This is a genomic window from Microbacterium sp. K24 (assembly GCF_004794465.1).
GTDB lineage: Bacteria > Actinomycetota > Actinomycetes > Actinomycetales > Microbacteriaceae > Microbacterium.
This window is the reverse complement of the sequence record NZ_SSDJ01000152.1, coordinates 47,140-70,267: the sequence shown is the minus strand read 5'-3', so window position 1 is coordinate 70,267 and position 23,128 is coordinate 47,140. Positions and strand designations below refer to the sequence as shown.

Genomic DNA, 23,128 nt, shown 5'->3' with positions numbered 1-23,128 from the left:
ATGCCGCTTCCACCGCGGCCATATCGAAAGGAGTCGGCATGCCGATCCTGAACTACACAACGACCATCGCAGTCGAGAAGACGATGGGTGAGATCCAAGGTGCGCTCGCGCGCCGCGGAGTCACCAGGATCTCGACCCTCTACTCGGAGGACGGCACCGCGGAGGGCATCGCGTTCACGATGCTCACCGACTACGGCTACCGCGACTTCGAGCTCCCCGTGCGCACCTCCGGCGTCCTGGCCGCGCTCGCCGCCGACAAGTCCGTGAAGCCGGCGCAGCGGACACCCGAGCAAGCCGCTCGCGTCGCATGGCGCATCGCGAAGGACTGGCTCGAGGCGCAAGCCGCGCTCATCGACGCACAGCTCGCATCGCTCGACGAGGTGATGCTCCCGTACATGGTCAACGGTCGCGGCCAGACGATGTACGCCGTCTACCGCGCAGACCAGAAAGCGATCGAGTCATGACTACCGAAGAGCTGATCGCGCTGTGCGAGCGCGCCGTCGTCCCCGTCAGCGAGTGGCGGAACCGTGACACTGCCCGATCGCAGGAGCGCATCGGCACCGCATGGGCGCTCCTCAAGGCGGGGTGCGAGTGGGTGGCGTCGTCGGACCCGAGGACGGACGACGACACCATCTGGGTCGAGATCCGGTTCCCGGGATTCAACGCGTGGGAGTACGGGCGCGACGACCGGGACAACTGGGAGGACGAGCTGTTCTACATCCCGACCGCAGCCCGACTCGACGCGTCCGCCGGCGGGGACTGGTACTGAGCCATGGCTGAACGCGACCAGCACAGCCGCCGGCGGTGCGTCGTCACAGGGTGCAACCCCGTCATGCACGGCGACGCCGAGGCCGCGGCGCACACCGCAGAGTCTGGGCACCGCACGGCAAAGTGGCCCATCCGATCCGCCGAGGGCAAGCGGCGCGCCCACGTCCGGAACCAGACCGGCTACTACGACAAGTACAACGTCGGCGAGAAGTCGCCGGAAGCGAGAGGAATGGACCGATGACAGGCCGAATCACGTTCGTGCCCACCGCGGCGCAGCGCTGCGGAACCCAGCTCGGATGCCCGGACCGGCCACCAGCGGCCGCGCTACTGCCGGCGACGATCTGGCAATGCGACGAGTGCGGCCGTGAGTGGGTCGTCGTCGCAGGAGCTCAGTACAACGAGCCGTACCAGGCATGGCGGCGGCTCAACGAGCAGAACCGGCAGGGGAGAGAGTGATGGTCGACGAAGAGCTGAAACGAATCGGGGACGTTGCGTGGGAGGCCGTGCACAACCACGGTGCGTTCCGACGAGACTTCCGCGATGACGCGTATCTCGTCGAGGTCGGCGCCGCGGTGCTAGCCGCTGTCCGTGACTCCGAGGCCCCGGGCGGGTCCGCGATTCAACTCGACCACGAAGGGAGGGAGAAACGGTGACCTCGAGCAACCCCGATCTGCCGGGCGACGAGCACTTCGTACCCGTCGCCGATGTGGTCGAGATCTCCGGGCTACTGGTCAACGTCATCCCGAAGTCGATCGAAGAGCAACAGGCCATCCATCACAACCATCTCCGCTACGCCGAGCTGCAGAAGCTCCGCAGGGGGCAACCGAACCGATACGAGGAATCGAGATACCGATGAGCACAGACATGCTCGAAGAGCTGGCAACCATCACGACCACCAGCGACGGGGACCATGACCGGTTCGCGCATTACTTCCCGAAGAAGGCTCTCGACGCCGCGATGTTCGAGGGGAAGGTGCCGACTGCGATGTGCGGCAAGAAGGTGCCCCGACCGTTCAACGGCATCGACGGGCGCACGGTCTGCCCGATGTGCAAGGAGCTGTACGAAGGGCTCGCCGAGTGACCCGCCAGCGCGACTACATCAGCACCAACGACCTGCAAGACGCGGCCGTCCGCGTCAGCGACCTTCCGAAGCTGTTCAACGTCGCCCGCGCCACGGTCGACGAGTGGATCAGCAAGGACGACATCGCCACGTTCGAATATCCCGGATGGGACGGGCAGGGCAGACCGCCTCTCGCCGTCCGATGGGGCGACGTCCCTGTCGGCACGCCGGACTCGACACGATGGCACCGGAAGGAAAACCGTAAGAAGTCCTGATAGTCTTCATATGGTTGGACTTGTCCATACCCCCCACCCTCAGACGTCACGTCTGGGGGTTTTCTGTTCCTCCCGGCATGTCGGTCGAATGCACATAGCCCTCCCGCGCTTAATCCACGGAATATGCGCAAATCGGGCATCAGATCCCGACTGGACTGGTTGAGGGACCGCCGCGCACAGCACGCGGCCACGCGCACCTAACGGGCGCACAACAGGAAACGCTCGAGCCACGTCACGGTGAGGCGAGCACCAACATCCCTTCGATATCAACATTCGCGGAGGTGCAACTTGAGCACCACCGAAGCGGCGCGCCTCCACGCACACACGTGCCGAGAGTGCGACACGGACTACAACAGCCCGGAGGCCGCACGCCGCTGCGAGCTGGACGACCAAGCGGCCGACCGCGCCGCGCGCCGCGCCAAGGGCTGACGATGGCCTGGTCAACGAGCAACCGGAAGTCGCAACTTCCCCCTGACTGGCCGCAGCGCTGCAAGTTCGTGCTCGAGCGAGACGGCTACCGCTGCCAGCACATCCGCACGGACACCGAGCGCAAGTGCAACGCCTACGCGAACCAGTGCGACCACAAGGATCAGACAAGATCCTGGGACCACTCGCCGGCGAACCTCCAGGCACTCTGCGAGTACCACCACGGCGTCAAGAGTTCGTCCGAAGGCGGACGCGCCGCCGCCGCGCGCCGGAAGGCCGCACGGAAGCGCCGCCACCCCGGACTGCTCCCGTAGACGCAACTACTTCGACGAGGCGAGATCCGTCCGGGCACCGCGACCCGGTCGAGACGTCCACCACTTCACGATCGTCTCTTCGGACCATCCGCCATTCGGCCCGATGCGCACGTCCGGCGCGGGCATACGCCCTTGAGCGGCGTACTGCCGGATCGTCGCCGGTGCAATATCACCGCCGAGCTCCCTGGTCACGTACGCCGCAACTTCCGCGGGTCCGAGGTACTGCACCGTCATGGTGCAATCCTCCCACGCGCGAGTAGACTCATCCACGCTGCAATTCCCTTCGGTATTCAGCACTAGCCCCGGCTCCGTTCCACAAACTCGAGCCGGGGCTTTCTCGTGCCCGGTCACCATTCCTGCAACTCTCCGCGCTCGACGACGTCGAACATCGGCACCTCGCCGGGGAGTGCAATTCGCTCCGCGCCGCGCGGCCACTGCACGCCGGCGAGAGGACGCAACTTCCGCTCATAGATCGCCGGCGGCTCCCGTGGCCGCAAGAGCAGGTCGAGCCGCGATGCAACGCGCTCCGGAATGACGCGTCCGATCACCGGAACGCTCACGCGGCGCAAGACAGCCCCTCCCGTGCAACTTGCCCCGCGAACGCCTCGAGCGTCCTCGAGCGCCGCCACTTGAGGTGCCGGCGTCGGACGTGCAATTCATGGAGCTCCTCGCGCGCAGCGGCCAGCTCCACGTCGTCCGCCGGCGGCGTCGCGCGGATGCAATCTATCGCCCCGCTGACCGCTGCAATCTCGTCCCCGTCGGCTTCGTACCGTGCAAGTTCCCCGGCGGCTTCCATCGCCCCGCGGATCGCCTCAGCGATGCCCATGGCGCAATCTCCTCGGCCGCTCACAGCGCTTCCGCCGCGTCCCCGTAGAGGCGGATGAGATCGGTCGGCGTCGGCGTGACGTAAGCCTCTGCCTCTTCCGCGTCCTCAGGGTTGTAACGGACCCACCAGACGACGACGGACACCGCGACATCCGGGCGTCCTCCGGCGTGCAATACGGCCGCGAGCGTGGACGCTTCGACCCACTGCATCCCGGCATACATGTTGTCCGCGTCGGCAGTGTCCTCCCAGACCTCAGCCATCGCAACGATCGCTTCGTGCAACGCGTTCTCTCGTGCTGCGCCCATGGTGCAACTTCCCTTCGATCCGGCCCGCTGTCCCGCGGCCATGGTGCAATCTGCTCCCGTGCGCGTCTCCGGTCGTGAGCCGGAATGCCGGGCTGTCCCGGTACGCGCCGCGCTCCTCAGAACGCTCCCTGCGCGGCCAGCTCCTCCCAGGAATCGAACGGTGCAACATCGGGCACGACGACGGCCGCTAGCTCTGCCTCAGCGATGACGGTATGGACTTGCTGACGCGACAGCCCGACAGCCCGCGCGATCGCGACTTTCGTCGCCCCCTTCCGCGCGGCTTCGAGGATGAGCGAGTCGCGCTCTGAGATCAGACGGCGCAACATCTCGAGCTGATCGAGGGCACGGTCCGCGGACTCCTCCCAGGATGCTTCGACGCGCTCCTCTTTCGCGCGCTCGCGCCACTGGGAGAACGTGAGACGCTCCGTCGCCTCATACTCTTCGACCCACTGGCGAAACTCCGTCGTCACCAGCTTGCGCACGACGTGCCACGCCCCCGTAAACGCGGCCTCCTCCGATGACGCCCCGCGCGTCGCGCAACGTGCAAGATAGCGCTTCGCCGCGGGAGTGTCCGCAAAGATGTACGTGACTCCCTCGCAGTGGTCATAGAAGCGCGCGGACTCGCCGACGACGTATTCGGCCCATGCGACGTAATCGCCCTTGTGAATGCTCACCAGTCAATCCCTTCGATATCTCGGGCGTTCCACGTCCCGAGGTCATGCAATGCAATGCACTCCCGCGCGCTGTCCACGCGGGAGACGCCCGAACTAGCCGAGGATGCCGCGAACCAGCGTCTCGAAAGAATCGAGCGTCAGATGTGCGGGCATCGCGGAACCCTCCACGTCTTCGATGAGGAGGACGTACGCGCGCGCCTCTTCGTCATAGCCGAGAGAGACACGGCCGTCCATCGGCTGAGGTGCCGCCGGAATGGCCGCGCGTACCGTCGTGAACCCTTCCGGCAGGGCATCCGCTTGCCACGGTCCGTCCTCTTCCCAGACGAAGCCGCCGCCGATGCCGAGGTACGTCCGGCCATCGATGACGACGTCTTGCACCTCATCATTCTCGGGATATTCCGGATCGATGACGGACGGACGGTCACCGTTCCACGACAGCACCATGTCATCGGGCAAAGCCTCATCCACGGGGAACATCGTCGCCAGCACCTCTCGATTCGCCGCGATCTCGGCGCGGTCGAAGATGGGCAGGGCAAACCCGTTCCATGTCCGGCCGTCCGTCGGCAGGAATGCGGGCATACGGTCACTCTCGCCGAGGATGACGTATCCGGGGCGATATCCCGACGGGACAACCATCGCGAGAGTCTCCGTGTCCCCATCGATGAGAGTGGCGCGTACCGGCTGTGCGCCGTGCCACGCCCGGCACCGATCGATGGCCGCGCGCGGGCTGTCCGCGTCGACTCGACGTGACGTCTCGCCATCGGAGTATTCGACGATGTAGCGCATGATGTTCCTTTCGTTCGCGGGGCGTCTCTCGCCCCGTCTGTCCCCGTGTCCGGTAGTGAGCCGGATGACGCCTACGCGTCGCACGGGGGAGTGTTCACCAGTCGTTCGCCTCAGCGGTGTGCGCGTCATTGTCCGTCTGACAGACGACATCCGCGTAGGCAGGGTGGCCGTATCCGCACGGTCCGCACATCGTCAGACCGCCTCTCGCACGACGTGAGAGATACGCCCCGCACGGGTCAGCGCGAACGTGTGCGCCTCTTCCCGGTACTTGGGATTCTCGATCTCATAGACCATCGATGCGTTATCGCTGATCCGGTGCGATACGCCCCACTCATCGCCCTCGAAGACGAGAGACATGATCGGGTTCCCGTAGATGGTGTGCCCGTGACGGATGACGCGTGCGACGCGTCCGCTGATGGTAGCCATGATGGCCCTTCCCTTCGGTGTTGTGAGTGTCGGCGTTCCACTTCCGACACACATGACATTACTCACATGTGTGAGTGAGGTCAAGTACCGATTTCACGTGTCGTGCTGCACAGCTCCTCACCTAGTCCGCACACCTTGCCGGCGTGCTCTGACAGCCCTTGACACCTACCCACTGTCAAGCGACATGACGCCCTCACGCCCGGCACCAGTCGCCAGACACCGGCCGAGTGTCCAATGACTTGACACACCGGGGCACCCACCCCCCGCCCCCGGGCGGATGCCGCCCGCAAGCGTTCTGCCTCTCGCGGTGCGCGCGAGTCTGGGGGGTCATGATCCGGCCCCGAAACGAGGAGATCGACCGTGAGCGCTCAGACCCGGGAGGCGATCAACGCCGCGATCCGAGCGCACGCAGCCGACGAATGGGAGGCCGGCGCGCTCATCACGGACTGGACCCTCGTCGCAGCGACCGTCGGGAGCACCCCGGCCGACAACGGCACCGGAATGATCTCGTCCCGCGACGGAATGCCCTCCTACGTCGTGAAGGGCTTGCTGGTCGACGCGCCCGACGATATCCGCGCCGGCTACTTCGACGACTCCGACGACGAGGAGTGACGACCGGCCTTCGCCGTGACGACCCCATCCGCTGATCATGCGCCATGAGTCGCTACGCTTCGAGCATGCAGATCCAATTCGACCCTTTCTCCTTCTGCGTGGCGCTGATCGCGGTCATGATTTCTGGCCGGGCGTACTACTTGGCTCGCCAGGCGCCGAAGCTCGAAAGGGTGCGTCAGAACCGGGATGCCGTGCGCGCCGCTCTGCGGTCTGCTGAGGCGAAGTTGCTCGAAGCCGAGTTCAGGCTCGATGAGGGCCGGTCGGTATCGACGATTCCAGACGAGGTCGAAGCAGCATTCGAGATCCTCAAGGAGTACGGCCCACGTCTGCCCGAAGACCAAGAACTCTTCGTGATAACGCGGATCTACTACGAACTCCGCCGCGCATGGCGCTCTGTCGACCACAACGACGAGATGCTCGCCTCCCGACAAACTGCCGTGTCGGAGGCCGAAGCACACGTCGGAGAGGTGACTGGCACCACAAGGGAGGCCGTCGAACGAGCGCGTGAACGCTTGGCCTCAGCGCGCCGAACCGAGGTGACGTCACAGCGCACTTTGGACGCAGCCAGGACCAACCTGCGCGAGTCAGTGAAACTCGCTCGGGAGAAGGAACTCAATTACATCGATCGGCTCGACGAGGCCGACCGCAAGCTCAAGTAGCGCGCCCGCATCGCATTCAGCCGATCACCCTCGAGGTGACCGGCGTTTCGCCGTGCCCGGGCGCTTCGCCGTCCGTCGACTGATTCGGTCGCCGGCTTCCGTTTCGGGAGAAGGAACCCATATGCCTGGCAAGGGACCGGCGCCGTCTGAACGGCGCTCACGAGCTCGCGACACCGTCACGCGCGACATCATCAAGTCCGACGGCAAGCTCGGCGGCTTCGATCTGCCGAACGACGTCCTCCCGCTCGTCGAGAAGAAGGACGAAGACCCGGACTACTGGGAGGGCGAAGCGCAGCGCGAAGAGTGGCACCCGGCCACCGTGCGCTGGTGGCAGAACTGGCGCGAGTCGCCCCAAGCCGTGAAGATGCTCACCGCGCCCGACTGGGACTACCTACTCGACACCGCGCTCCTGCATCACCAGATGTGGATGAGCGGCGGGAAGAACTCGGAGCGCGCGGCGGAGATCCGCATTCGCGTGAACTCGTTCGGCGCGACCGTCGCTGACCGTCTGCGTCTCCGGCTCGAGGTCGAGGTGCCCGAGGAGTACTCCGTCGGCAACGTGAAGAACTCGAACGTCACGAGCATCGACGATCGTCGCAAGCGCATCGGCAAGGAGTAGCCGATGCCCCGGCGACTCATTCGCGCGAAGGGGCATGACAGGAACCGCTCGCTGGGCTGGTTGGCGACGTGGTGGATCGAATCGTTCGTCGTCCACGGCCGCGGCGGTGCGCAGGGAATGCGCATCCAGTACGGGGACGAATACACCGGGTTCATCGTCGACTGCTACGGCCACGACGCCGCCGGCAAGCGCTACTACAACTCGGCGTTCTTCTCCCGCCCCAAGGGCACCGACAAGTCCGGCCTCGCGGCCGCGCTCGTGCTCTTCGAAGCCTTCGGCCCTGCCCGGTTCGCCGGCTGGGCGAAGGGTGGCGAGACCTACGAGTTCCTCGGACAGACGTACACCTACTCCAAGGGCGAGCCGATGGGGAAGCCCGTCCGCGGCCCGGTCGTCAAGATCATGGCGACGGAAGAGGGCCAGACCGGCAACGTCTTCGACAACGTGTACTACAACCTGACCGACGAGAACGCCCCTCTGTTCGCCCTGAAAGCTGTCTACGGTGTCGACCCGGGCAAGACCCGCGTGCTGATCCCTCACAACGGCGGTTCAATCACGCCGTCGACCGCGGGCGCGGCGTCGAAGGACGGTGGCCTCGAGACCTTCGCGGTCTTCGACGAGACCCACCTCTACGAGACGCCCACGCTGCGGAAGATGTACGACACCGTGGTCCGCAACCTCTCGAAGCGACGTGCCGAGGGCACGTGGTTCATCGAGACGACGACGATGTACGAGCCCGGCGCCGAATCGGTCGCCGAGGACACCTACTTCCTCGCCGATCAGATCGAAGAGGGCAAGGCTCGACGGCCGCGTCTGCTCTTCGATCACCGGTGGGCCGACGTCGAGTCGCTCGACAAGATCAAGGTGCCCGACCCCACGAAGCGGGCCGGACGCCGCATCGAGACCGAGGAAGAATACTTCGACCGCCTCCGGGCGGCATTCCTCGAATCATTTGGTGACGCGATCGCGTGGAACGACCCCGAGGGCATGCTCGACGACCTGTTCGACCCGCGCCGCTCCGAAGAAGACACCATCCGGTACTTCTTCAACGCAGTCGTCGCCGGCAAGCACGCCTGGCTCAAGACCACCGAGTGGTCGAAGATCGGGCTGCAAGCTCTCCTCCAGGACGCGAAAGAGGCCGGCACCAAGCTCGGCTTCCGCCCGCCGGCGCGCGGCGACAAGATCGCGCTCGGCTTCGACGGATCGTTCAACTCCGACGCGACCGTGCTCATCGCATGCCGCATCGACGACGGCTACGTCTTCCCCATCAACATCTGGGAGTCCCCGGACTCGAAGGAAGCGAAGCACTGGACGATCGACCACCAAGAGGTCGAGGCGGTTCTCGACGAGACGTTCAAGAAGTTCAAGGTCGTCGCGTTCCTCGCCGACCCGCCGCTGTGGCGTGACTACGTCGACCGGTGGGAGACGAAGTACGGTCCCGACCTGCTCGTGCGCGCCACGGAAGCGAAGCCGATCTCGTTCGAGACCGCGCAGCACGTGGTCATGGCGAAGGTCGTCGAGCGCACCGAGACCGCGATCAAGTCTGGCGAGCTGTTCCACGGCAACCACAAGGTGCTCACACGCCACGTGCTCAACGCCAGCAGGTGGAAGCGCTCGGCCGGCGACGTCATCGGCAAGGACCGCAAGGGCTCGATGAAGAAGATGGATGCCGCAGTCGGCATGTGTCTCGCCGTCGAGGGCCGCGCACGGTACAAGAAGCAGTTCAAGAAGCGGACAGGCACAGTTCGTCGAGTCCGGTGATCCCGGGGAAAAGAGGTGGATGGTGCTGACGGAAGCGAATATCCCTGACTCCGACGACTGGTGGCTCGTTCGCCTGGCGAATCGCCTCGGCGAAGGTCTCCCGCGGATGAAGAAGCTCAGCACCTACCGCGACGGCGATGCTCTGCTCCCGACTGACACGTGGGACTCGGCGACGAGCGAGCAGTACTACCGGTTCTGCCGGCGGTCGCGCCTGCACGTCGCCGAGACCCTCCGCGACGCTCGGACGGACCGCCAGGAGGTTGTCGCCTTCCGGACGTCGGCCCAGGGCGACGACAACGGCGACATGGTCGCTCAGGCAATCTGGGACCGCTCACGTATGGCGATGCAGTCCGTCCCGCTGTTCAACGACGTCGGAGACTTCGGTCGCGCCTACATCATCACCACCCCGGACAGCCGGGGTAAGGCGCTGTGGCAGATCGAGAACGAGTGGGACACGATCAGCGAGGCCGACCCGCGGTTCCCGTGGATCACCCGCGCTGCGATCACCGTCGGCTACAACGCGATCCTCCGCACCGAGGAGGTCACGCTGTTCCGCCCCGGCTACTACCGTGTGGCCTACCGGTCGACCTCCGTCCCGACTCTGCCGTCCGACGGCACCGTATGGAGCGTCACGTCGGACTGGACGTGGGTCTCGGAGCCCATCCGCACAGGCACGATCGAGGACAGCCTGGTCATCCCTCTCGCGACGCCGGACGGGTTCGGCATCTACGAGAAGCACCTCGACACTCTCGACCGCATCAACGAGATCACACTCAACGCTCTGACCCTCATCGTCATGCAGTCGTTCCGCCAGCGCGCAGTGATGGCGGACCTCGACGACACCTACCCCGAGGATCACCCCACCAAGGCCGGCCAGCCGATCGACTACGACGAGGTCTTCCGGACCGGCCCCGCGGCGCTCTGGACGCTCCCAGCGTCCGCGAAGATGTGGGAATCGGCCGCGACGGACGTGCGCCCCATCTACGAGGCGCGCAAGGACGAGCTCAAGGATCTCTGCACCATCACCCGCACGCCGATGAGCCTCTTCGACTCGTCGAACGCGAACCAGTCGGCGCTCGGGTCGCAGATCTCTCACCAGCCGCTCGTGAACGCCGTAAAGCGCATGAACCGCGTAACCGGCGTCTCGCTCGCTCAGGCGATGTCGCTGTCCTTGCAGATCGAGGGCGAGCTGTCGCGGTCCGAGTTCACGCAGATCCAGGTCGAGTTCGCGAAGGTCAACCCGGCGACGCTCGCCGAGAAGGCCGAAGCGGCACCGAAGTTCAAGGCCGGCGGCGCACCGCAGGCATACATCGACGCCGAGGTGTTCGAGATGACGCCGCAGGAGCGCCAGAAGGCGGTCACAGATCGAGCTGAGGACGCCTTCAACCAGGCGCTCGCACTCGCGACGACGCCCGACCAGGCGGTGAATCTGACGGGAGCAGCCGGTGGCGAATGAGGAGATCAAGTACGAGCACCTCGTCAACACCTACGCGGCGCAGCAGTCGAACGTCGTCGAGGCGCTACTGAGGGTTCTGCTCCAGATCTGGCTCCCGTTCTCGTGGTGGGGTCGACCTGACATGGTGAACGCCGCGGCCGCGGCGTCCGCCGTGCAGGTCGACGTCGCCACCCGTCGAGCACGCCGGCTGTCCCGGGCATTCATGCTCCGCCAGCTCGAGCTGATCGGAGCGATGCCCGACAGTCTCCCTCCGATCGTCGACAGCTACGAGCGCGGCGGCACGCCGATCGTCGAGGTCTACAAGCGGCCGGCACGCCAGCTCGAGCACAAGATCCGCCAGGTTCACACGAGCCCGGAGACCGGCAAGCTCGACTGGCCGGACCGCGTCTCCGACGACGAGTGGAAGTCGTTCACCGACCGGCTCACGTCGATCGTCACCGACGATCTCGCCGCCACCGCGCGCGATGAAGCCCAGAAGGTCATGTGGGCGTCGCCGAAGGTCATCGGCTACCGGCGCGTCATCCACCCCGAATTCTCGAAGACGGGAACGTGCGGCCTCTGCGTCGTCGCGTCGTCGCGGTTCTACTCGAAGAGCGAGCTCATGCCGCTCCACGACCTCTGCAAGTGCACGATCTCGCCGCTGACGGCCGACCGCGACCTCGGGCTGCAGCTCAACGCCGCCGACCTCGCCCGCATCTACGAAGCGGCCGGCTCGAACTACGCCGAAGACCTCAAGCGGATCAAGGTGCAGGTGCGCGAGCACGGCGAACTCGGTCCGATCCTCACCCGCAGGGGAGACGCGTTCCGCACAGTCTCGAAGGTCAACCGCGACTCGAAGCGGCAGAAGTACACGCCGTACAAGCGGATGGAAGCCGACGACCAGCGCCAGATGTGGGAAGCGCACCGCGCGACCTCGGAGCGCAGTATCCGCATCCTCCAGGACGCGAAGGATCGCGGCACCAACCTGCTCGACATCACCGGCGGCGACAAGCCGATCCCCGTGAAGGACATCGACAAGGCCATCGCCTGGCACCGCTCGCTGATCGCGCGCGCCCTCGCGAACCTGTCCTGACCCCCAAGCCCCTGTCCCGGTCCGGGGCGGGTTCCACCTTCCGATTCGGAGGCTCGTTCACCATGTCCGCACCCACGCCCATCCGTGTTCTCGGTCCCCAGTTCGCTCCGTCCTGGCACCGACCGCAGTTCCGCTACTTCGCACCCGTCGAGGGTGCCGAGGGCAAGCCCAACGAAGATCCGAAGCCCGACGACGACCTTGGGTTCCCCAAGGACACTCCCGTCGAGCAGATGAAGCCCGAGGAGCAGGCGGCGTACTGGAAGAACCAGTCGAAGACCCAGCAGAAAGCACGCGAGGACGCCGAGAAAGCCCGCAAGGCTTACGAGGCGTTCGGCACGCCGGATGAGCTGCAGAGCGCGAAGGATGCCGCCGAGAAGGCGCGTCTCGACGCTCTCGGCGACTCCGAACGTGCACTCGAAGAGGCGAAGAACGCCGGTCGCGCGGAAGGCATCGCCCAGACCGCCAACCAGCACCTCGCCTCGGGAGTGCGCGGCATGCTCGTCGCGATCACCAAGACCGCCGACGAGTCGTTCGAAGACGCGGTGGCCCGAGTGGACGCCGCGATCGGATTCGCCGACCTGACGAAGTTCATCGGCGATGACGGAGAACTGGACGCCGCAAAGGTCCAGACGTTCGCGCAGTCCACCGGTTCGGCGGGCGGCAACGGTCCTCAGTCCGGCGGTAACAACTGGGGCGATCGCTTCCGTCATGACCATGACGGCCGCGTCACCCCCACTCCTGGCTCGACCGGTTCGGTCGCGTCCATGGAGCAGGCCGCTTACGACGCAATGAAACCCAAGACAGCCTAGGAGGCACACATCATGTCTGATTTCCAGATCAAGACTCGTGCGACCGGCGTCAAGCAGGACACCCGTTGGCGCACGTCGTCCCACGGTGAAGACGCTGCTCGACCCGGCCAGCTCGACGTTTCCGCATTCACCTCGGGAACGCACTACAACATCGCGGGCCAGGACAAGAACACGATCCCCTCGGGGGTTGCGGTCGCCAAGCTCGCGAACGGCCTGTACGGCCCGTACAGCGCCACCGCCGGCGCCGACGACAGCGACCCGCGTCGCACGCTCGCCGGCTACATCAACGACAACGAGGGCGTCGCGCTCGGGGACGACCCCAGCACGGCCAAGCCGACGTTCGCCCGCCTCGTGCACGGCATCGTCAAGCCCTCGCTCCTGCCCATCGCCGCTCAGCGAACGACCGTGAAGACGGCGAAGTCGAGCGTCTCGATCACCCACGTGGAGGACTGACCCATGGCGTTCACGAAGAACTACCGAACCCCCGCGCAGCTCACCGCGTACGCCCGCGCTGCGTTCCGTCTGCACGTCGAGTCCTTCGAGATCGCAGGTCTCCTGCCCCTCGAAGCGTCCCCGACGCTGAACTACTCGGTCAACGTCGGCAAGTCGGTGCTCCCGGCCGCGGCGTCGTTCCGTAGCTGGAACACCGAGTCCGAGGTCGGCGAGCTCGGCGGCGGTCAGACCGCCGAGGGCAAGCTGCCCCCGATCTCCATTCGAATCCCGGTCGACGAGCACCAGCAGCTCTCGATGATGGGACTCGAGGACGCGATCGGTGGTGCGTTCGAGAAGCGCGCACAGCGCACGGCTCAGGCCGTCGGCTCGCGTCTCGTGCTCGCCGGTGTCGAGGCGCTCGTGCACGGTCGCGTCACCATCCAGGAGCGCGAGATGAACGTCGTCATCGACTTCGGTCGCAAGGCGGCGCAGTCGAGCGTCGCGCCCACCCTGTGGAACGCGACCGGGGCCGACCCGGTCGCCGACCTCGACGGCATGCGTGCCGTCATGGGCAAGGGCATCTCGTCGGTCATCATGTCGCGCGCGATCCTCTCCCTGCTCCAGACGAACGAGGAGATCATCAAGCTCGTCACGCAGCGCGGAAGCGACCTGCCCTCTCGCGTCAGCGAAGAGGACGTGCGCTCGGTGCTCCGCGACTGGGGCTACGGCGAGGTCCGCGTCAACGAGCAGACGATCGTCAACCGCGCCGGCGTCGAGCAGACGCTCTTCCCGGCCGACCGCATCGTCCTGCTCTCCGGCTCTCAGTTCGGAAGCACCCTCACCGGTGTGACGGCCGAGGCATGGGCTCCGGAGAACGGCATCAGCCGCGCCGAAGCCGCCGGCCTGTTCTCGGGTGCGACGCACACGCACGACCCCGAGGGCTACAACGTGCTCGTCTCGGCGATCGCGCTCCCCGTCGTGCAGTCGCCCGACAACACTGCGACCCTCAAGGTCGCGTAGTCCCATCCGGTCACTGTGGGGCGGTTCCTCCGGGAGCCGCCCCATCGCCGTTCAAGGAGAACGCCCATGAGCAAGAAGCAGAACATCCTCAACGCGCACGTCGCACGCCTTGTCGGTGGCGTGCTCGTCACGGCTGGCCCCGGCGACGTCGCACCCGACTGGGTGACGAACACCGCACTCTTCGAGTCCGCTCCCGAAGTCGGCGAGCCGCAGGAGACGCCCCTCGTCGCCGCGGCGTCCACTCCGGCACCGAAGGAGAAGCCCGTCAAGGTGACGGACGACCTCTCCGACCTCGGCATCGCGGAGCTGCGCGAGATCGCCAGCACCCTCGAGCTGGCGAAGAGCGGAAGCAAGAAGGAGATCGCCGAGCGCATCCGCGCGAAGCGATCCGCCGACGCCGCCGAGCAGGCGCCCGCAGGCGACGAGGACCGCGATGCGCTGGTCGCAGCGGCGACGGACGCTGGCATCGAAGATGCCGACGAGCTCACCGACGATGAACTGCGCGCCGCGATCGAGTCCGCAGGGGAGTGATCCGATGACGACGCTCCCCGATGTCTCTCCCGACGAGATCCCCAAGTACACCACCGTCGATGTCGCGGACCTGTCCGACGAGTATCTCGAGGGCAAGCTCGGTGAGGTCGTCGATGAGATCAAGGGCCGCTGGGGGAGCGTCGTCGCCGCCCGCCTCGAGTCCGGCGTGCTCACGCGCCGCCTCTACGACGCCGTCGTCGTCCGAGTCGCCGCGCGCGTCTGGGGCAACGAAGACGGCTTCCGCGAAGAGCACGAAGGCCAGTACGGATTCCAGCGAGAGACCCTCGCGGCGTCCGGCTACATCTGGTTCAGCGACATCGACGAGCGCTCCCTCACGGGCAAGGTGCAGTCGAAGAGCTCCGGAAGGGCGGGCACGGCCACGATCAGCCGACAGAAGGGGTGGCGCTGATGTCTCTTCTCACCCGACGTGCCCCGCACCTGGTGCACGTGCAGAACCGAACTATGACGCGCGACTCGCGCGGCCTCCCGGTCATGAACGAGGTCGGCAAGCCGATCGGCGTCCGATGCATGGTCGAACCCGTGCGCGACTGGTCGTCCTCGGAAGAGGTCGAGACGCTCGGCCTCCAGGTCGTCGACATGGCGATCGTCCGTGCGAAGGAGTGGCCCGGTGACGTGAACTCGCACATCACCTGGAACGGCGCGCTGTTCGAGACCGTCGGCGCTCCGCAGCACCACTCGGTGTCGCGGAAGACCGGGCACTACCGCGTCACGCTCAAGTGGCTCAAGGATCTGGGGTGAGCGCATGGCCGGTGCCTACGTGAATCCCCGAGTCCGTGTCGAAGCGGCCCGCGTCGCCGGCAAGTCCGCCGAGATGGATGTCGCCGCCGGCAAGACGCTCCGAGCCGTTCAGACGGTCGCCGCGGCCAACCGCCTCACCGGTGAGTACATGAGCAAGCTCCACGTGGTCACCGCGCCCGGCCTCATCGGGAACGGACGGCTGGTCGACGACAGGCTCATCGTCTCCGACGATCCCGCGTCGCCCTCGATCGAGTACGGCCACATGGTGCGCTTTAAGAACGCGCGCCGGGTCAGGTGGGTGCCGGGTCAGTACCCGATGACCCGCGGATTGGCGATGGTGCAGTGATGTTCGATCGTTTTGCCGTCGAGCTGCTCGACAACGACGGGCTGTTCCAGACTCTCGTGCGCGAGGTCACCCCCGAGCGAGCCGAGGTGGCCGGCAACCTCGACGTCGGCTCCTACGCGGAGATCCCGCTCGTCACGCACTACTCCGTCGCGACCCAGGAAGGGAACGCGAACGGTCTCTGGACCGTCACGCTCACCCTCAACATCTTCGACGACCCCAAGACCGCCTACGAGCTCGTCCGCGCCATCTACAAGGGCGTCTGGGCGTGGGAAGACCCGACCAAGGGGATAGTCCCCGGCGTCGGCGCGATCGAGTCCCTCGATCAAGAGATCTCCGCTTTCTCCCGGGTCGGTGGGCAAGCACAGATGGAGACCAAGGCCGTGATCCAGTACTCGGGATCGTGGAACTTCACCGCCCGAAATCACTAGTCCTTCTGCGCCCGCAATCCCGCGGGTGGGTCTGCAAACCATCCAGGAGGAACCGTGTCTGTCGACGCAACCACACTCGTAATCCCGGGGCACGGGACCGTCTTCTACGCCCCTGTCAACACCAAGCCCCCGACCAACCCGCTCGGAGCGTTCAACATCCAGGCGGACGGCCCGACGGTCTGGAAGAACCTCGGCCACACGTCGAAGCAGAACACCATCGCGTTCACCAAGGAGGGCGGCGAGAAGGAGTCGCTCGACACCTTCCTGGCTGACGGCGTCCGCACCACCACGGGGTCGACCTCGTGGGGCGTGAACGTCGCCGCGCTCCAGTTCGACAAGAACAACCTCGACCTCGCGTTCAACGGTGACTTCGACCCGTCCACCGGCGGCTACACCGTGGCCTCGCCGGCCCCGCTGCCGGTGTCCCTCTTCCTGTACTTCCAGGACACCACCGCGTCGGTCGGATTCTGGCTCCCGAACACGGAGATCTCGCTCGGTGACGCGCCGTCGGTCGACACCGCGAACTTCCTCGAGATGCCGCTGACCGCGTCGGTGCTCTCCGCGGACAACGCGACGATCCCGGCCGTCAACGGACGTCCCGGTGTGTTCCAGATCTTCAAGACCGGTCTCACCGCCGGCGTGCCGATCCTGAACACCGCTCTCCCGTCGGGGGCCGCGGCCGGCCAGCAGGTCACGATCACCGGTTCCGGCTTCACCGGCCTCTCCGGTGCGGCCGCTGTGAAGTTCGGCGCCACCAACGCCGCGGCGTACACGGTCGTCAACTCCTCGACGATCGTCGCCTCCCTGCCCGCGGGTTCCGCGGGTTCCGCGCCCATCGTCGTCACGAACGGCACCGGCGCTTCCACCGCGCTCGCGTACACACGAGGCGCGTAGTCGCTCCGTCGGTCCTGGGCTTACTCCACGTGAGCCCAGGACCGACGGTGCACCACATCATGAATCGCTTGGATGCTCACACCGTAGGTGGATGCGATCGCGTCGAGCGTTTCGCCCTCGACGCGTCGGCGTCGGATCTCCCTGACCTTCTCAGGATCGAGCCGCGCCGAACGGTGGCCGGTCCCGCGCTGCGTCTTCCATGCGCCGAACTGCCACCGGCCCTCCCACCGTTCGAGGGTGTCCGCGTTGTTGTCGGCGGTCTTCCCGATCAGTAGGTGGTCGGGATTGATGCACGGTCGGTTGTCGCATGAGTGACGCACGACAACACCATCGGTTAGTGCCCCGTTTGCCAGCGCCCACGCGACGCGGTGAACGTATAGGCGACGGCGTACGCCAGTGAGCGCGCCGCCTGTGACGCCGTAGCCGTTCTGGCCGCGTCCGCCTGTCCACACGATGCATTCGCCTTCCTGCTCTGAGCGGGAAGCGAGGCGTGAGCGCATCTTCTCCGCTCCGGCCGTCGTGAATTCGATCGAGCGAGCACGTTCATCGTTGCCGTTCATGCTCCCAATTGTATGCGAAACGCGTACATAGAGGAGCTTCAAAAGCTGGTGACCCCGGGTGCAGTGCCGCAGACCCGCCCGGGGTCACCTTTCCCCCATCCAGGTCTGCGCTGCATGAAAGAGGTCTGCCATGCCTACTCCCACCACCAAGCCCCAGGACCGGAAGCCGAAGGCAACCGCGAAGGTCGCTCCGAAGCCGTCCGAGGTCGTCGATGCCGAGCTGGAGCAGGCGGAGCTGTTCGCCGAGCTGCTCGCCGATCTTCCCCCTATGCGCCCCGCGACGCGCTTCCGCGTCCGCCACCGCAACGACTTCGCGAACCTCGTGCTCGACGCCGCCAAGTCCGGCGCGTTCGCCGGCGAGGACAGCGGGCCGCTTGAGTTCGACTCGGCGAAGCCCGAGGACATCGAGCGGCTCCAGAAGCTCAACGAGTTCGTGGCGTGCATCGACGAGTGGGCGGAGACGATCGCCGACGACCCGGAGGCGTACGCGGAGTGGTCCGAGGGCAAGACCCACGACCACTTCATGGCCCTCTACATCACCTACCGGGATGCCCTGGGGGAATCGAAGAGCTCCGCGAGCTGATCGACGAACTCGACACTCAAGGAGCTCTCCGAGCTGACCTGGCCCAGTTCTACTCCGGGCTGAACATCGACGACGTGTGGGCGGGCAAGGTGCCCGTCCGCCACGTCCTCTACCTCGCGAACCATCTGGTGCTGAACCCTCACTCGCGCGTCTACGCGATCCGAGGTGGATCACCGGAGCTTCAAGGCTGGGACGCCGCCACGGTGATCGCCGTACGCATGTACAACCTGATCGCCGCCGTCGTGCAGTCCTTCTCCAAGGTGAAAGACCCCAGCGTCTTCATCGATTGGCCGGGTGCTGAGAAGCACGAGAACGTCTTCCAGCCGAAGACGCTCGCGGAGCTCGTCTCCGGTCCGCTCGACAGCTTCATGAACGAATAGGGGTGGCACGGATGGCATTCAACCCCGGTCGCAACGTTGGTCGTCTGTCCATCCGTGTCGTCCCCGACACCACCCAGTTCCGGCGCGAGCTCAAGCGCCAGCTCGACACCATTTCGCGGACTACGTCGATGACGGTCCGGGTGTCGAAGGCGAAGATCGACAACACCGCGATCCGCGAGGACATCCGTCGCCAGATGGAGGAGTTCAAGGGGCTCGACGCGGCGGTCAACGTGCAGGTCACGGTCGATAAGGCTCGTCTCAAGAAGACGAAGCTGCGGAAGTCGATCCAGGACCAGTTCGACCAGTTCTCGGACATCCGCGTTAACATCGCGGCGCAGATCCAGAACAAGGAGCGCTTCGAGAAGGAAGTGCGCGACATGGTGTCGCGGGCGTCCCGCAACGAGGTGAAGATCCGCGCGGCCGCGCACACGCTCGACGCTTCGGCGCAGATGGCGTGGCTCTCGCGCGACCGCTTCGTGAACCTGGTCGTCCAGGTGAACAAGAAGTCCCTCGCATCCGCCGCCACGACGCTCGCCGCGCTCTCCGGCGCGCGGCTCTCGGGAAAGTGGATCGACGACCTCGCGCAGATGGCGCGCAACCTCGACAAGAACCTGCCCTCGATCCTCGGGTGGACGACCGGTGTCACCTCCCTCGTGGCATCCCTGTTCGGAGCCACCAGTGGGCTCGTCGGAGTCGGTCAAGGTCTCTTCTCGATCCTCCCCGCGTTCCTCGTCCTCCCCGGCCTCTTCCTGAACGCCGCGGGATCGCTCACCGCGCTGGTCGTCGCCCTTCGGCACGCTGGCGAAGAGCTGGCACCGCTCAAGGCGGGCATGAACGAGCTGGGCGGCATCATCCGCTCGGCGTTCTGGGACCAGGCCCGCCAGCCGATCCTCGACCTCGTCAACGGCCTCATGCCGCAGCTCCGAAACTCGTTCCGCGAGCTGTCCACCGGCGTCGGCCAGTTCACCGGAGCACTCGCAGAGGCTTTCGGCACTGAACTCGCCGGCGGCAACCTCGAGTCCATCTTCACGGGCATCGCCGAGGGATGGCGCATCCTTTCGACGGGCGCTCCCGCGTTCGCCGGCGCGATGACGTCTCTGTCGCAGATCGCCGCAACGTACACGCCGCGACTCGCGTCATGGTTCGTCCGCCAGGCCAACACGTTCGACACCTGGCTGGAAGCAGTCTCCACCGACGGTCGTCTCGACGGCTGGATGGAAACCGCGATCGACTCGATGTACGACCTGTGGGACGCCACGAAGGGTGCCGCCGGAGTCTTCAAGGGGCTGTGGCGGGCCGCAGACGCCGCCGGCTCCAAGGGACTCGCCGGATTCGCCGACATGATGCAGGAGTGGGACCGCGTCGTCAACGGTGCGGACTTCCAGCGAGGCCTCACAGCCGTGTTCCGGGGCGCGAACGTCGCGATGAGCTCGTTCGGCTCCGCGGTGCGCGCGATCGGTCGGCTCGTCGCCGATCTCGACGGATCGTTCGAGCGATTCATCGGCTCGTCCGGCAAGTTCTTCTTCGGCATCTTCGAGGGCGCAGCGAACGCACTGAACCAGCCGCTGGTTGGCAAGGGCATGGATGACCTCTCGGCAGGGCTCATCACCGCTCTCGAAGGCGTCCTCCCACATCTGCCGGCCATCGCTGCCACGTTCGGGAACTTCCTCGGGCTGCTCGGTGACCTCGCAGGCACGCTCCTGCCCACGGCCGTCGGAGTGATCGCAGATCTGATGCCGACAATCGACAGCCTGATCTCCTCAATTCGCGACTCGGGCGTCCTCCAGACGCTTGGCGACGCGGTGACCGATATCGCTGAGCAGCTCGGTCCGGCACTCGAGGGCTTCGCTGACGCGGCCGGTCCTGTGCTGATCGACGCGCTCGTCGGACTCGCTGACGCTCTCGTGGACATCGCTCCGGTGCTGGTCGCCCTCATTGACACCCTCGGGGAGTGGATCTCGGCGCTGGGGGAGTGGTCGACCGCAAACGGCGACTTCTTCGATGGTGTTCGCGAGTTCATGGGGTGGGATAAAGACACCTCTGAGGGGCTGAAGTCTCTGGGCAAGCTCGGCGCGTTCAAGCCGGAGGATGACGGTGACCCGTTCACGGTTGCCGTCAAGTTCGACTTCGAGCGGTACTGGAACGACAGTCGTATGACCACCGCCGACAAGGCGCGCGGTATCGCCAAGGTCTTCATGGATGAGTACGAGAACGTGCTCGCCACGGAGGGGCAGGGTGCCGCGGACAAGCTCGTGGAGAGCTTCCGGAACATCGAAGGTCTGCCGCCTGAGGTGATCGCGAAGATCAACGACAGTCTCAAGCAGGGCTTCGCGCTGCCCGACCTTACCCCGATCGAGGACGCCTATCTCCAGGATGTCGTCACGAAGGTCAAGGACGCCTATAAGTCGGGCGGCGCCGAAGGCGCGGCTGCGATGTGGAAAGAAGTCACCGCGCCGAACGCGTTCAATCTCGGCTCCAACACCGAGAACATGCGCCTCTGGGCAGAGAGCATCCTGAGCGACGCGAAGATCACGATTCCGAATCCGACGTTCGATCCGAACGCGGCCTCTGTGGCATCGGAGGAAGCGACGCGCATCGCCGACCGCATCCGGGACTCGTTCACCACTGGCAACAAGAACAAGGCCTGGATGAGCGAGTTTTGGTCTGTCGACGTGCAGACCCGCAACCAGATCATGCAAGAGCTCGGCGACTTGGCCGACGAAGCGCGGGACAAGCTGGACATCAACCGCGGAGAACGCCGCGGCGGCGGGGGCGGGTTCTCCCGTCAGCTCGCTCAGGGCATCCTCCTCGGGCTCCCCGAGCTGGACGCTTCGGTGCGCACCATGCGTGACACCGTCACCAAGGGGATGATCGGCTCCGACACGCTCCTCGCTCCCGAGGGTGCTGCGCTCATTGGTGGCCTCCAGGCGGGCATCGCCGGCGCGACTCCGGCACTCACCACGACCATGTCCAGCATGGGCGGCGTGCTCCAGGGCGCGATGGCCGACGCCGGCTCGTGGCTGTACCCGACAGGGTCGGCGACGATGCTCGGCATGCGCAACGGCGCGGTCGACACCCAGTGGTCCGTTGCCGGTGCGTTCACCGGACTCCGCGGAACGATCGCCGGCACCCTCGCGGGCGCGGGCGGATGGTTCTACGGCGTCGGCGCAGCCATGATGGCCGGCATCGCCCGGGGCATCGCTGAGAACAGCGGCGCTGTCTCCCGTGCCGCCGGCGCAGCCGTCGACCGCGCGGTCAACGCGGCGCGGGCAGCGGGTGAGATCCACTCGCCGTCTCGCCGCACCAACCGGGAAATCGGCGCACCGCTCATGCAGGGCATCGCGGTCGGTATCCGCAAGGAGTCCTTCAAGGCTGAGCGCGCGATGGTCGACGGGATCGATTTCAGCGGTCTCGCCGGCGTCGCGCCGTCGATCACTGGCACCGACGGCAGTTCCAGCGCACGAGGCGTCGCCGTTCACATCCACAACCCGGTTGTCCGCGATCTCCAGCAGGAGGCGTGGGAAGCCGCGCAGCTCGTAGGACAGGCGGGTCTCTGATGGTCATTCGCGTCAACAGTGTGCCGCTCGACAACCCGAGTATGGGATGGATCTTCCGCAAGGGGTCCGTCCCGTACTCGGGTGCCGACATCGACCTGGGGCAAGTGTCCCTCGCGGGTCGCGACGGCACGCTCGCCACCGCAACGACGATTCGATCGCCGATGTACCCGCTCGTCGTCAACACCGCTCCGTCGGGGTGGCCCTCGCTCCTCGCGCTGTTCACTTCTCAGAGGCTCGTCCTCACACGCGACGATGCGCCGGGGTTGGAGATCCCCGTGCGGCTCGCGTCATCGACCCCAGACCGCGTATTCGACCGGAACAAGTACATCGACGCGACGTTCCTGGTCGAGCTGACGGGAGCGTTCTGGCGTGACCAGGTCGCCTCGACGACATCTGTCGTCGTGAATGCCGCGTCGAAGCTGCTCACGCTGTTCCCTGCGATGTCTGCGCCGATCGCAGATGCCGTGCTTCGGGTGCAGGGTGCCGCGACCGGCATCCAGATCACAGACGCCGCCGGCTCGTGGGTCACGCTCCCGAATGTCGCCGCCGGCTCGTGGGTGCGGTTCGAGTCCGCCACCGGCAAGGCGTTCGTCACGACGACGGACGTCTGGACCGGTGGCACTGATGTCTCCGGCGCCGTCGACTTCGGCGGGCCCCGAGGCGTCTTCGAAATCACTCCCGTCCTGACGCCGCTCAACCCGAGCGACCGCCGCGGCGAACTCACCATCACCACCGCGTCGCGCACCGGCACCTCGAGCTTCGCAGTGCGCGGGAAGAGCGCGCAGATTCTGTAG

36 protein-coding genes are annotated in these 23,128 nt (G+C 66.1%); 28 read left to right on the top strand and 8 right to left on the bottom strand.

Annotated elements, in window-relative coordinates; translation table 11 throughout:
* The first annotated feature begins 38 nt into the window (after positions 1-38).
* From DW306_RS19690 to DW306_RS19650, 9 genes are all read left to right on the top strand, one after another.
* Entirely contained in the window at positions 39-464 is a 426-nt protein-coding gene (locus tag DW306_RS19690) for a hypothetical protein (RefSeq protein ID WP_136057269.1), read from the top strand.
* Positions 461-769 (top strand): hypothetical protein, encoded by a 309-nt coding sequence (locus DW306_RS19685; RefSeq protein WP_136057268.1) that lies wholly within the window; start codon positions 461-463, stop codon positions 767-769. The genes DW306_RS19690 and DW306_RS19685 overlap by 4 nt, the downstream gene beginning before the upstream one ends.
* 3 nt (positions 770-772) lie before the next feature.
* Positions 773-1,009 (top strand): hypothetical protein, encoded by a 237-nt coding sequence (locus DW306_RS19680; protein WP_136057267.1) that lies wholly within the window; start codon positions 773-775, stop codon positions 1,007-1,009.
* Complete coding sequence (locus tag DW306_RS19675; RefSeq protein WP_136057266.1) at positions 1,006-1,224, top strand: hypothetical protein; 219 nt, start codon at positions 1,006-1,008, stop codon at positions 1,222-1,224. The genes DW306_RS19680 and DW306_RS19675 overlap by 4 nt, the downstream gene beginning before the upstream one ends.
* Positions 1,224-1,421 (top strand): hypothetical protein, encoded by a 198-nt coding sequence (locus DW306_RS19670; protein WP_136057265.1) that lies wholly within the window; start codon positions 1,224-1,226, stop codon positions 1,419-1,421. The genes DW306_RS19675 and DW306_RS19670 overlap by 1 nt, the downstream gene beginning before the upstream one ends.
* Positions 1,418-1,624: a hypothetical protein gene (locus tag DW306_RS19665; protein ID WP_136057264.1), complete on the top strand. Its 207-nt coding sequence runs from the start codon at positions 1,418-1,420 to the stop codon at positions 1,622-1,624. The genes DW306_RS19670 and DW306_RS19665 overlap by 4 nt, the downstream gene beginning before the upstream one ends.
* On the top strand, positions 1,621-1,848 hold the full coding sequence (locus tag DW306_RS19660; protein ID WP_240747285.1) for a DUF3039 domain-containing protein: 228 nt from the start codon (positions 1,621-1,623) through the stop codon (positions 1,846-1,848). Before DW306_RS19665 ends, DW306_RS19660 begins: the two co-directional genes overlap by 4 nt.
* Positions 1,845-2,102, top strand: coding sequence for a hypothetical protein (locus DW306_RS19655; RefSeq protein ID WP_136057263.1), 258 nt, complete (start codon positions 1,845-1,847; stop codon positions 2,100-2,102). The genes DW306_RS19660 and DW306_RS19655 overlap by 4 nt, the downstream gene beginning before the upstream one ends.
* A 431-nt stretch (positions 2,103-2,533) precedes the next feature.
* Positions 2,534-2,842: an HNH endonuclease gene (locus tag DW306_RS19650; protein ID WP_136057262.1), complete on the top strand. Its 309-nt coding sequence runs from the start codon at positions 2,534-2,536 to the stop codon at positions 2,840-2,842.
* 6 nt (positions 2,843-2,848) lie between these two features.
* On the opposite strand, the gene DW306_RS19645 is transcribed toward DW306_RS19650, so the two are convergent.
* The 7 genes from DW306_RS19645 to DW306_RS19615 all read right to left on the bottom strand — a co-directional run bounded on the left by DW306_RS19645 (position 2,849) and on the right by DW306_RS19615 (position 5,859).
* On the bottom strand, positions 2,849-3,076 hold the full coding sequence (locus DW306_RS19645; protein ID WP_205814214.1) for a transcriptional regulator: 228 nt from the start codon (positions 3,074-3,076) through the stop codon (positions 2,849-2,851).
* Between the two features lie 113 nt (positions 3,077-3,189).
* Positions 3,190-3,402, bottom strand: a complete 213-nt coding sequence (locus DW306_RS19640; RefSeq protein ID WP_136057261.1) for a hypothetical protein — start codon at positions 3,400-3,402, stop codon at positions 3,190-3,192.
* Positions 3,399-3,668 (bottom strand): hypothetical protein, encoded by a 270-nt coding sequence (locus tag DW306_RS19635; RefSeq protein WP_136057260.1) that lies wholly within the window; start codon positions 3,666-3,668, stop codon positions 3,399-3,401. The genes DW306_RS19640 and DW306_RS19635 overlap by 4 nt, the downstream gene beginning before the upstream one ends.
* Positions 3,669-3,688: 20 nt before the next feature.
* Positions 3,689-4,015 carry a hypothetical protein gene (locus DW306_RS19630; RefSeq protein ID WP_136057259.1) on the bottom strand — a complete coding sequence of 109 codons (327 nt, stop codon included), beginning with the start codon at positions 4,013-4,015 and terminating at the stop codon, positions 3,689-3,691.
* Between the two features lie 74 nt (positions 4,016-4,089).
* A complete protein-coding gene (locus DW306_RS19625; RefSeq protein ID WP_136057258.1) occupies positions 4,090-4,647 on the bottom strand; it encodes a hypothetical protein in 558 nt (185 codons plus the stop codon).
* Between the two features lie 93 nt (positions 4,648-4,740).
* Positions 4,741-5,433 (bottom strand): hypothetical protein, encoded by a 693-nt coding sequence (locus DW306_RS19620; protein WP_136057257.1) that lies wholly within the window; start codon positions 5,431-5,433, stop codon positions 4,741-4,743.
* 192 nt (positions 5,434-5,625) lie between these two features.
* Positions 5,626-5,859, bottom strand: coding sequence for a hypothetical protein (locus tag DW306_RS19615; RefSeq protein WP_136057256.1), 234 nt, complete (start codon positions 5,857-5,859; stop codon positions 5,626-5,628).
* A gap of 360 nt (positions 5,860-6,219) precedes the next feature.
* On the opposite strand from DW306_RS19615, the gene DW306_RS19610 reads away from it, so the two are divergent.
* From DW306_RS19610 to DW306_RS19540, 15 genes are all read left to right on the top strand, one after another.
* Positions 6,220-6,471, top strand: coding sequence for a hypothetical protein (locus DW306_RS19610; RefSeq protein WP_136057255.1), 252 nt, complete (start codon positions 6,220-6,222; stop codon positions 6,469-6,471).
* 65 nt (positions 6,472-6,536) lie between these two features.
* Positions 6,537-7,130, top strand: a complete 594-nt coding sequence (locus DW306_RS19605) for a hypothetical protein (protein ID WP_136057254.1) — start codon at positions 6,537-6,539, stop codon at positions 7,128-7,130.
* Positions 7,131-7,251: 121 nt separating this feature from the next.
* Positions 7,252-7,749 carry a hypothetical protein gene (locus DW306_RS19600; protein ID WP_136057253.1) on the top strand — a complete coding sequence of 166 codons (498 nt, stop codon included), beginning with the start codon at positions 7,252-7,254 and terminating at the stop codon, positions 7,747-7,749.
* Between the two features lie 3 nt (positions 7,750-7,752).
* Positions 7,753-9,507, top strand: a complete 1,755-nt coding sequence (locus DW306_RS19595; RefSeq protein ID WP_136057252.1) for a terminase large subunit — start codon at positions 7,753-7,755, stop codon at positions 9,505-9,507.
* A 106-nt stretch (positions 9,508-9,613) separates the two neighbouring features.
* Positions 9,614-10,963 (top strand): hypothetical protein, encoded by a 1,350-nt coding sequence (locus DW306_RS19590; RefSeq protein WP_136057251.1) that lies wholly within the window; start codon positions 9,614-9,616, stop codon positions 10,961-10,963.
* The gene (locus DW306_RS19585) at positions 10,953-12,035 is read left to right on the top strand and encodes a hypothetical protein (protein WP_136057250.1); all 1,083 of its coding nucleotides are present in this window, start codon (positions 10,953-10,955) and stop codon (positions 12,033-12,035) included. The genes DW306_RS19590 and DW306_RS19585 overlap by 11 nt, the downstream gene beginning before the upstream one ends.
* Before the next feature lie 62 nt (positions 12,036-12,097).
* Positions 12,098-12,844, top strand: coding sequence for a hypothetical protein (locus DW306_RS19580; protein WP_136057249.1), 747 nt, complete (start codon positions 12,098-12,100; stop codon positions 12,842-12,844).
* Positions 12,845-12,856: 12 nt separating this feature from the next.
* A complete protein-coding gene (locus DW306_RS19575) occupies positions 12,857-13,297 on the top strand; it encodes a head decoration protein (protein WP_136057248.1) in 441 nt (146 codons plus the stop codon).
* Positions 13,298-13,300: 3 nt separating this feature from the next.
* Positions 13,301-14,296 (top strand): major capsid protein, encoded by a 996-nt coding sequence (locus DW306_RS19570; protein ID WP_136057247.1) that lies wholly within the window; start codon positions 13,301-13,303, stop codon positions 14,294-14,296.
* Positions 14,297-14,362: 66 nt separating this feature from the next.
* On the top strand, positions 14,363-14,827 hold the full coding sequence (locus DW306_RS19565; RefSeq protein ID WP_136057246.1) for a hypothetical protein: 465 nt from the start codon (positions 14,363-14,365) through the stop codon (positions 14,825-14,827).
* 4 nt (positions 14,828-14,831) lie between these two features.
* Positions 14,832-15,236 carry a hypothetical protein gene (locus DW306_RS19560; protein ID WP_136057245.1) on the top strand — a complete coding sequence of 135 codons (405 nt, stop codon included), beginning with the start codon at positions 14,832-14,834 and terminating at the stop codon, positions 15,234-15,236.
* Complete coding sequence (locus DW306_RS19555; protein ID WP_136057244.1) at positions 15,236-15,586, top strand: hypothetical protein; 351 nt, start codon at positions 15,236-15,238, stop codon at positions 15,584-15,586. The genes DW306_RS19560 and DW306_RS19555 overlap by 1 nt, the downstream gene beginning before the upstream one ends.
* Before the next feature lie 4 nt (positions 15,587-15,590).
* On the top strand, positions 15,591-15,932 hold the full coding sequence (locus DW306_RS19550) for a DUF5403 family protein (RefSeq protein ID WP_136057243.1): 342 nt from the start codon (positions 15,591-15,593) through the stop codon (positions 15,930-15,932).
* Positions 15,932-16,360, top strand: coding sequence for a hypothetical protein (locus DW306_RS19545; RefSeq protein ID WP_136057242.1), 429 nt, complete (start codon positions 15,932-15,934; stop codon positions 16,358-16,360). The genes DW306_RS19550 and DW306_RS19545 overlap by 1 nt, the downstream gene beginning before the upstream one ends.
* A gap of 54 nt (positions 16,361-16,414) precedes the next feature.
* A complete protein-coding gene (locus DW306_RS19540) occupies positions 16,415-17,254 on the top strand; it encodes an IPT/TIG domain-containing protein (protein ID WP_136057241.1) in 840 nt (279 codons plus the stop codon).
* A gap of 20 nt (positions 17,255-17,274) precedes the next feature.
* On the opposite strand, the gene DW306_RS19535 is transcribed toward DW306_RS19540, so the two are convergent.
* Positions 17,275-17,814 carry an HNH endonuclease signature motif containing protein gene (locus tag DW306_RS19535; RefSeq protein ID WP_136057240.1) on the bottom strand — a complete coding sequence of 180 codons (540 nt, stop codon included), beginning with the start codon at positions 17,812-17,814 and terminating at the stop codon, positions 17,275-17,277.
* Between the two features lie 130 nt (positions 17,815-17,944).
* On the opposite strand from DW306_RS19535, the gene DW306_RS19530 reads away from it, so the two are divergent.
* From DW306_RS19530 to DW306_RS19515, 4 genes are all read left to right on the top strand, one after another.
* On the top strand, positions 17,945-18,397 hold the full coding sequence (locus DW306_RS19530; protein ID WP_136057239.1) for a hypothetical protein: 453 nt from the start codon (positions 17,945-17,947) through the stop codon (positions 18,395-18,397).
* A gap of 74 nt (positions 18,398-18,471) precedes the next feature.
* A complete protein-coding gene (locus DW306_RS19525) occupies positions 18,472-18,777 on the top strand; it encodes a hypothetical protein (protein ID WP_136057238.1) in 306 nt (101 codons plus the stop codon).
* 11 nt (positions 18,778-18,788) lie between these two features.
* Complete coding sequence (locus DW306_RS19520; RefSeq protein WP_136057237.1) at positions 18,789-22,334, top strand: hypothetical protein; 3,546 nt, start codon at positions 18,789-18,791, stop codon at positions 22,332-22,334.
* Positions 22,334-23,128 carry a hypothetical protein gene (locus DW306_RS19515; protein WP_136057236.1) on the top strand — a complete coding sequence of 265 codons (795 nt, stop codon included), beginning with the start codon at positions 22,334-22,336 and terminating at the stop codon, positions 23,126-23,128. The genes DW306_RS19520 and DW306_RS19515 overlap by 1 nt, the downstream gene beginning before the upstream one ends.

Coding starts and splice junctions, on each gene's coding strand:
- DW306_RS19600 (WP_136057253.1), top strand. CDS start 7,252: ATGCCTGGCAAGGGACCGGCGCCGTCTGAACGGCGCTCACGAGCTCGC.
- DW306_RS19690 (WP_136057269.1), top strand. CDS start 39: ATGCCGATCCTGAACTACACAACGACCATCGCAGTCGAGAAGACGATG.
- DW306_RS19530 (WP_136057239.1), top strand. CDS start 17,945: ATGCCTACTCCCACCACCAAGCCCCAGGACCGGAAGCCGAAGGCAACC.
- DW306_RS19580 (WP_136057249.1), top strand. CDS start 12,098: ATGTCCGCACCCACGCCCATCCGTGTTCTCGGTCCCCAGTTCGCTCCG.
- DW306_RS19515 (WP_136057236.1), top strand. CDS start 22,334: ATGGTCATTCGCGTCAACAGTGTGCCGCTCGACAACCCGAGTATGGGA.
- DW306_RS19590 (WP_136057251.1), top strand. CDS start 9,614: ATGAAGAAGCTCAGCACCTACCGCGACGGCGATGCTCTGCTCCCGACT.
- DW306_RS19635 (WP_136057260.1), bottom strand. CDS start 3,668: ATGGGCATCGCTGAGGCGATCCGCGGGGCGATGGAAGCCGCCGGGGAA.
- DW306_RS19675 (WP_136057266.1), top strand. CDS start 1,006: ATGACAGGCCGAATCACGTTCGTGCCCACCGCGGCGCAGCGCTGCGGA.
- DW306_RS19650 (WP_136057262.1), top strand. CDS start 2,534: ATGGCCTGGTCAACGAGCAACCGGAAGTCGCAACTTCCCCCTGACTGG.
- DW306_RS19685 (WP_136057268.1), top strand. CDS start 461: ATGACTACCGAAGAGCTGATCGCGCTGTGCGAGCGCGCCGTCGTCCCC.
- DW306_RS19575 (WP_136057248.1), top strand. CDS start 12,857: ATGTCTGATTTCCAGATCAAGACTCGTGCGACCGGCGTCAAGCAGGAC.
- DW306_RS19535 (WP_136057240.1), bottom strand. CDS start 17,814: ATGAACGGCAACGATGAACGTGCTCGCTCGATCGAATTCACGACGGCC.
- DW306_RS19570 (WP_136057247.1), top strand. CDS start 13,301: ATGGCGTTCACGAAGAACTACCGAACCCCCGCGCAGCTCACCGCGTAC.
- DW306_RS19670 (WP_136057265.1), top strand. CDS start 1,224: ATGGTCGACGAAGAGCTGAAACGAATCGGGGACGTTGCGTGGGAGGCC.
- DW306_RS19520 (WP_136057237.1), top strand. CDS start 18,789: ATGGCATTCAACCCCGGTCGCAACGTTGGTCGTCTGTCCATCCGTGTC.
- DW306_RS19615 (WP_136057256.1), bottom strand. CDS start 5,859: ATGGCTACCATCAGCGGACGCGTCGCACGCGTCATCCGTCACGGGCAC.
- DW306_RS19680 (WP_136057267.1), top strand. CDS start 773: ATGGCTGAACGCGACCAGCACAGCCGCCGGCGGTGCGTCGTCACAGGG.
- DW306_RS19565 (WP_136057246.1), top strand. CDS start 14,363: ATGAGCAAGAAGCAGAACATCCTCAACGCGCACGTCGCACGCCTTGTC.
- DW306_RS19560 (WP_136057245.1), top strand. CDS start 14,832: ATGACGACGCTCCCCGATGTCTCTCCCGACGAGATCCCCAAGTACACC.
- DW306_RS19645 (WP_205814214.1), bottom strand. CDS start 3,076: ATGACGGTGCAGTACCTCGGACCCGCGGAAGTTGCGGCGTACGTGACC.
- DW306_RS19595 (WP_136057252.1), top strand. CDS start 7,753: ATGCCCCGGCGACTCATTCGCGCGAAGGGGCATGACAGGAACCGCTCG.
- DW306_RS19630 (WP_136057259.1), bottom strand. CDS start 4,015: ATGGCCGCGGGACAGCGGGCCGGATCGAAGGGAAGTTGCACCATGGGC.
- DW306_RS19660 (WP_240747285.1), top strand. CDS start 1,621: ATGAGCACAGACATGCTCGAAGAGCTGGCAACCATCACGACCACCAGC.
- DW306_RS19555 (WP_136057244.1), top strand. CDS start 15,236: ATGTCTCTTCTCACCCGACGTGCCCCGCACCTGGTGCACGTGCAGAAC.
- DW306_RS19545 (WP_136057242.1), top strand. CDS start 15,932: ATGTTCGATCGTTTTGCCGTCGAGCTGCTCGACAACGACGGGCTGTTC.
- DW306_RS19550 (WP_136057243.1), top strand. CDS start 15,591: ATGGCCGGTGCCTACGTGAATCCCCGAGTCCGTGTCGAAGCGGCCCGC.
- DW306_RS19605 (WP_136057254.1), top strand. CDS start 6,537: ATGCAGATCCAATTCGACCCTTTCTCCTTCTGCGTGGCGCTGATCGCG.
- DW306_RS19620 (WP_136057257.1), bottom strand. CDS start 5,433: ATGCGCTACATCGTCGAATACTCCGATGGCGAGACGTCACGTCGAGTC.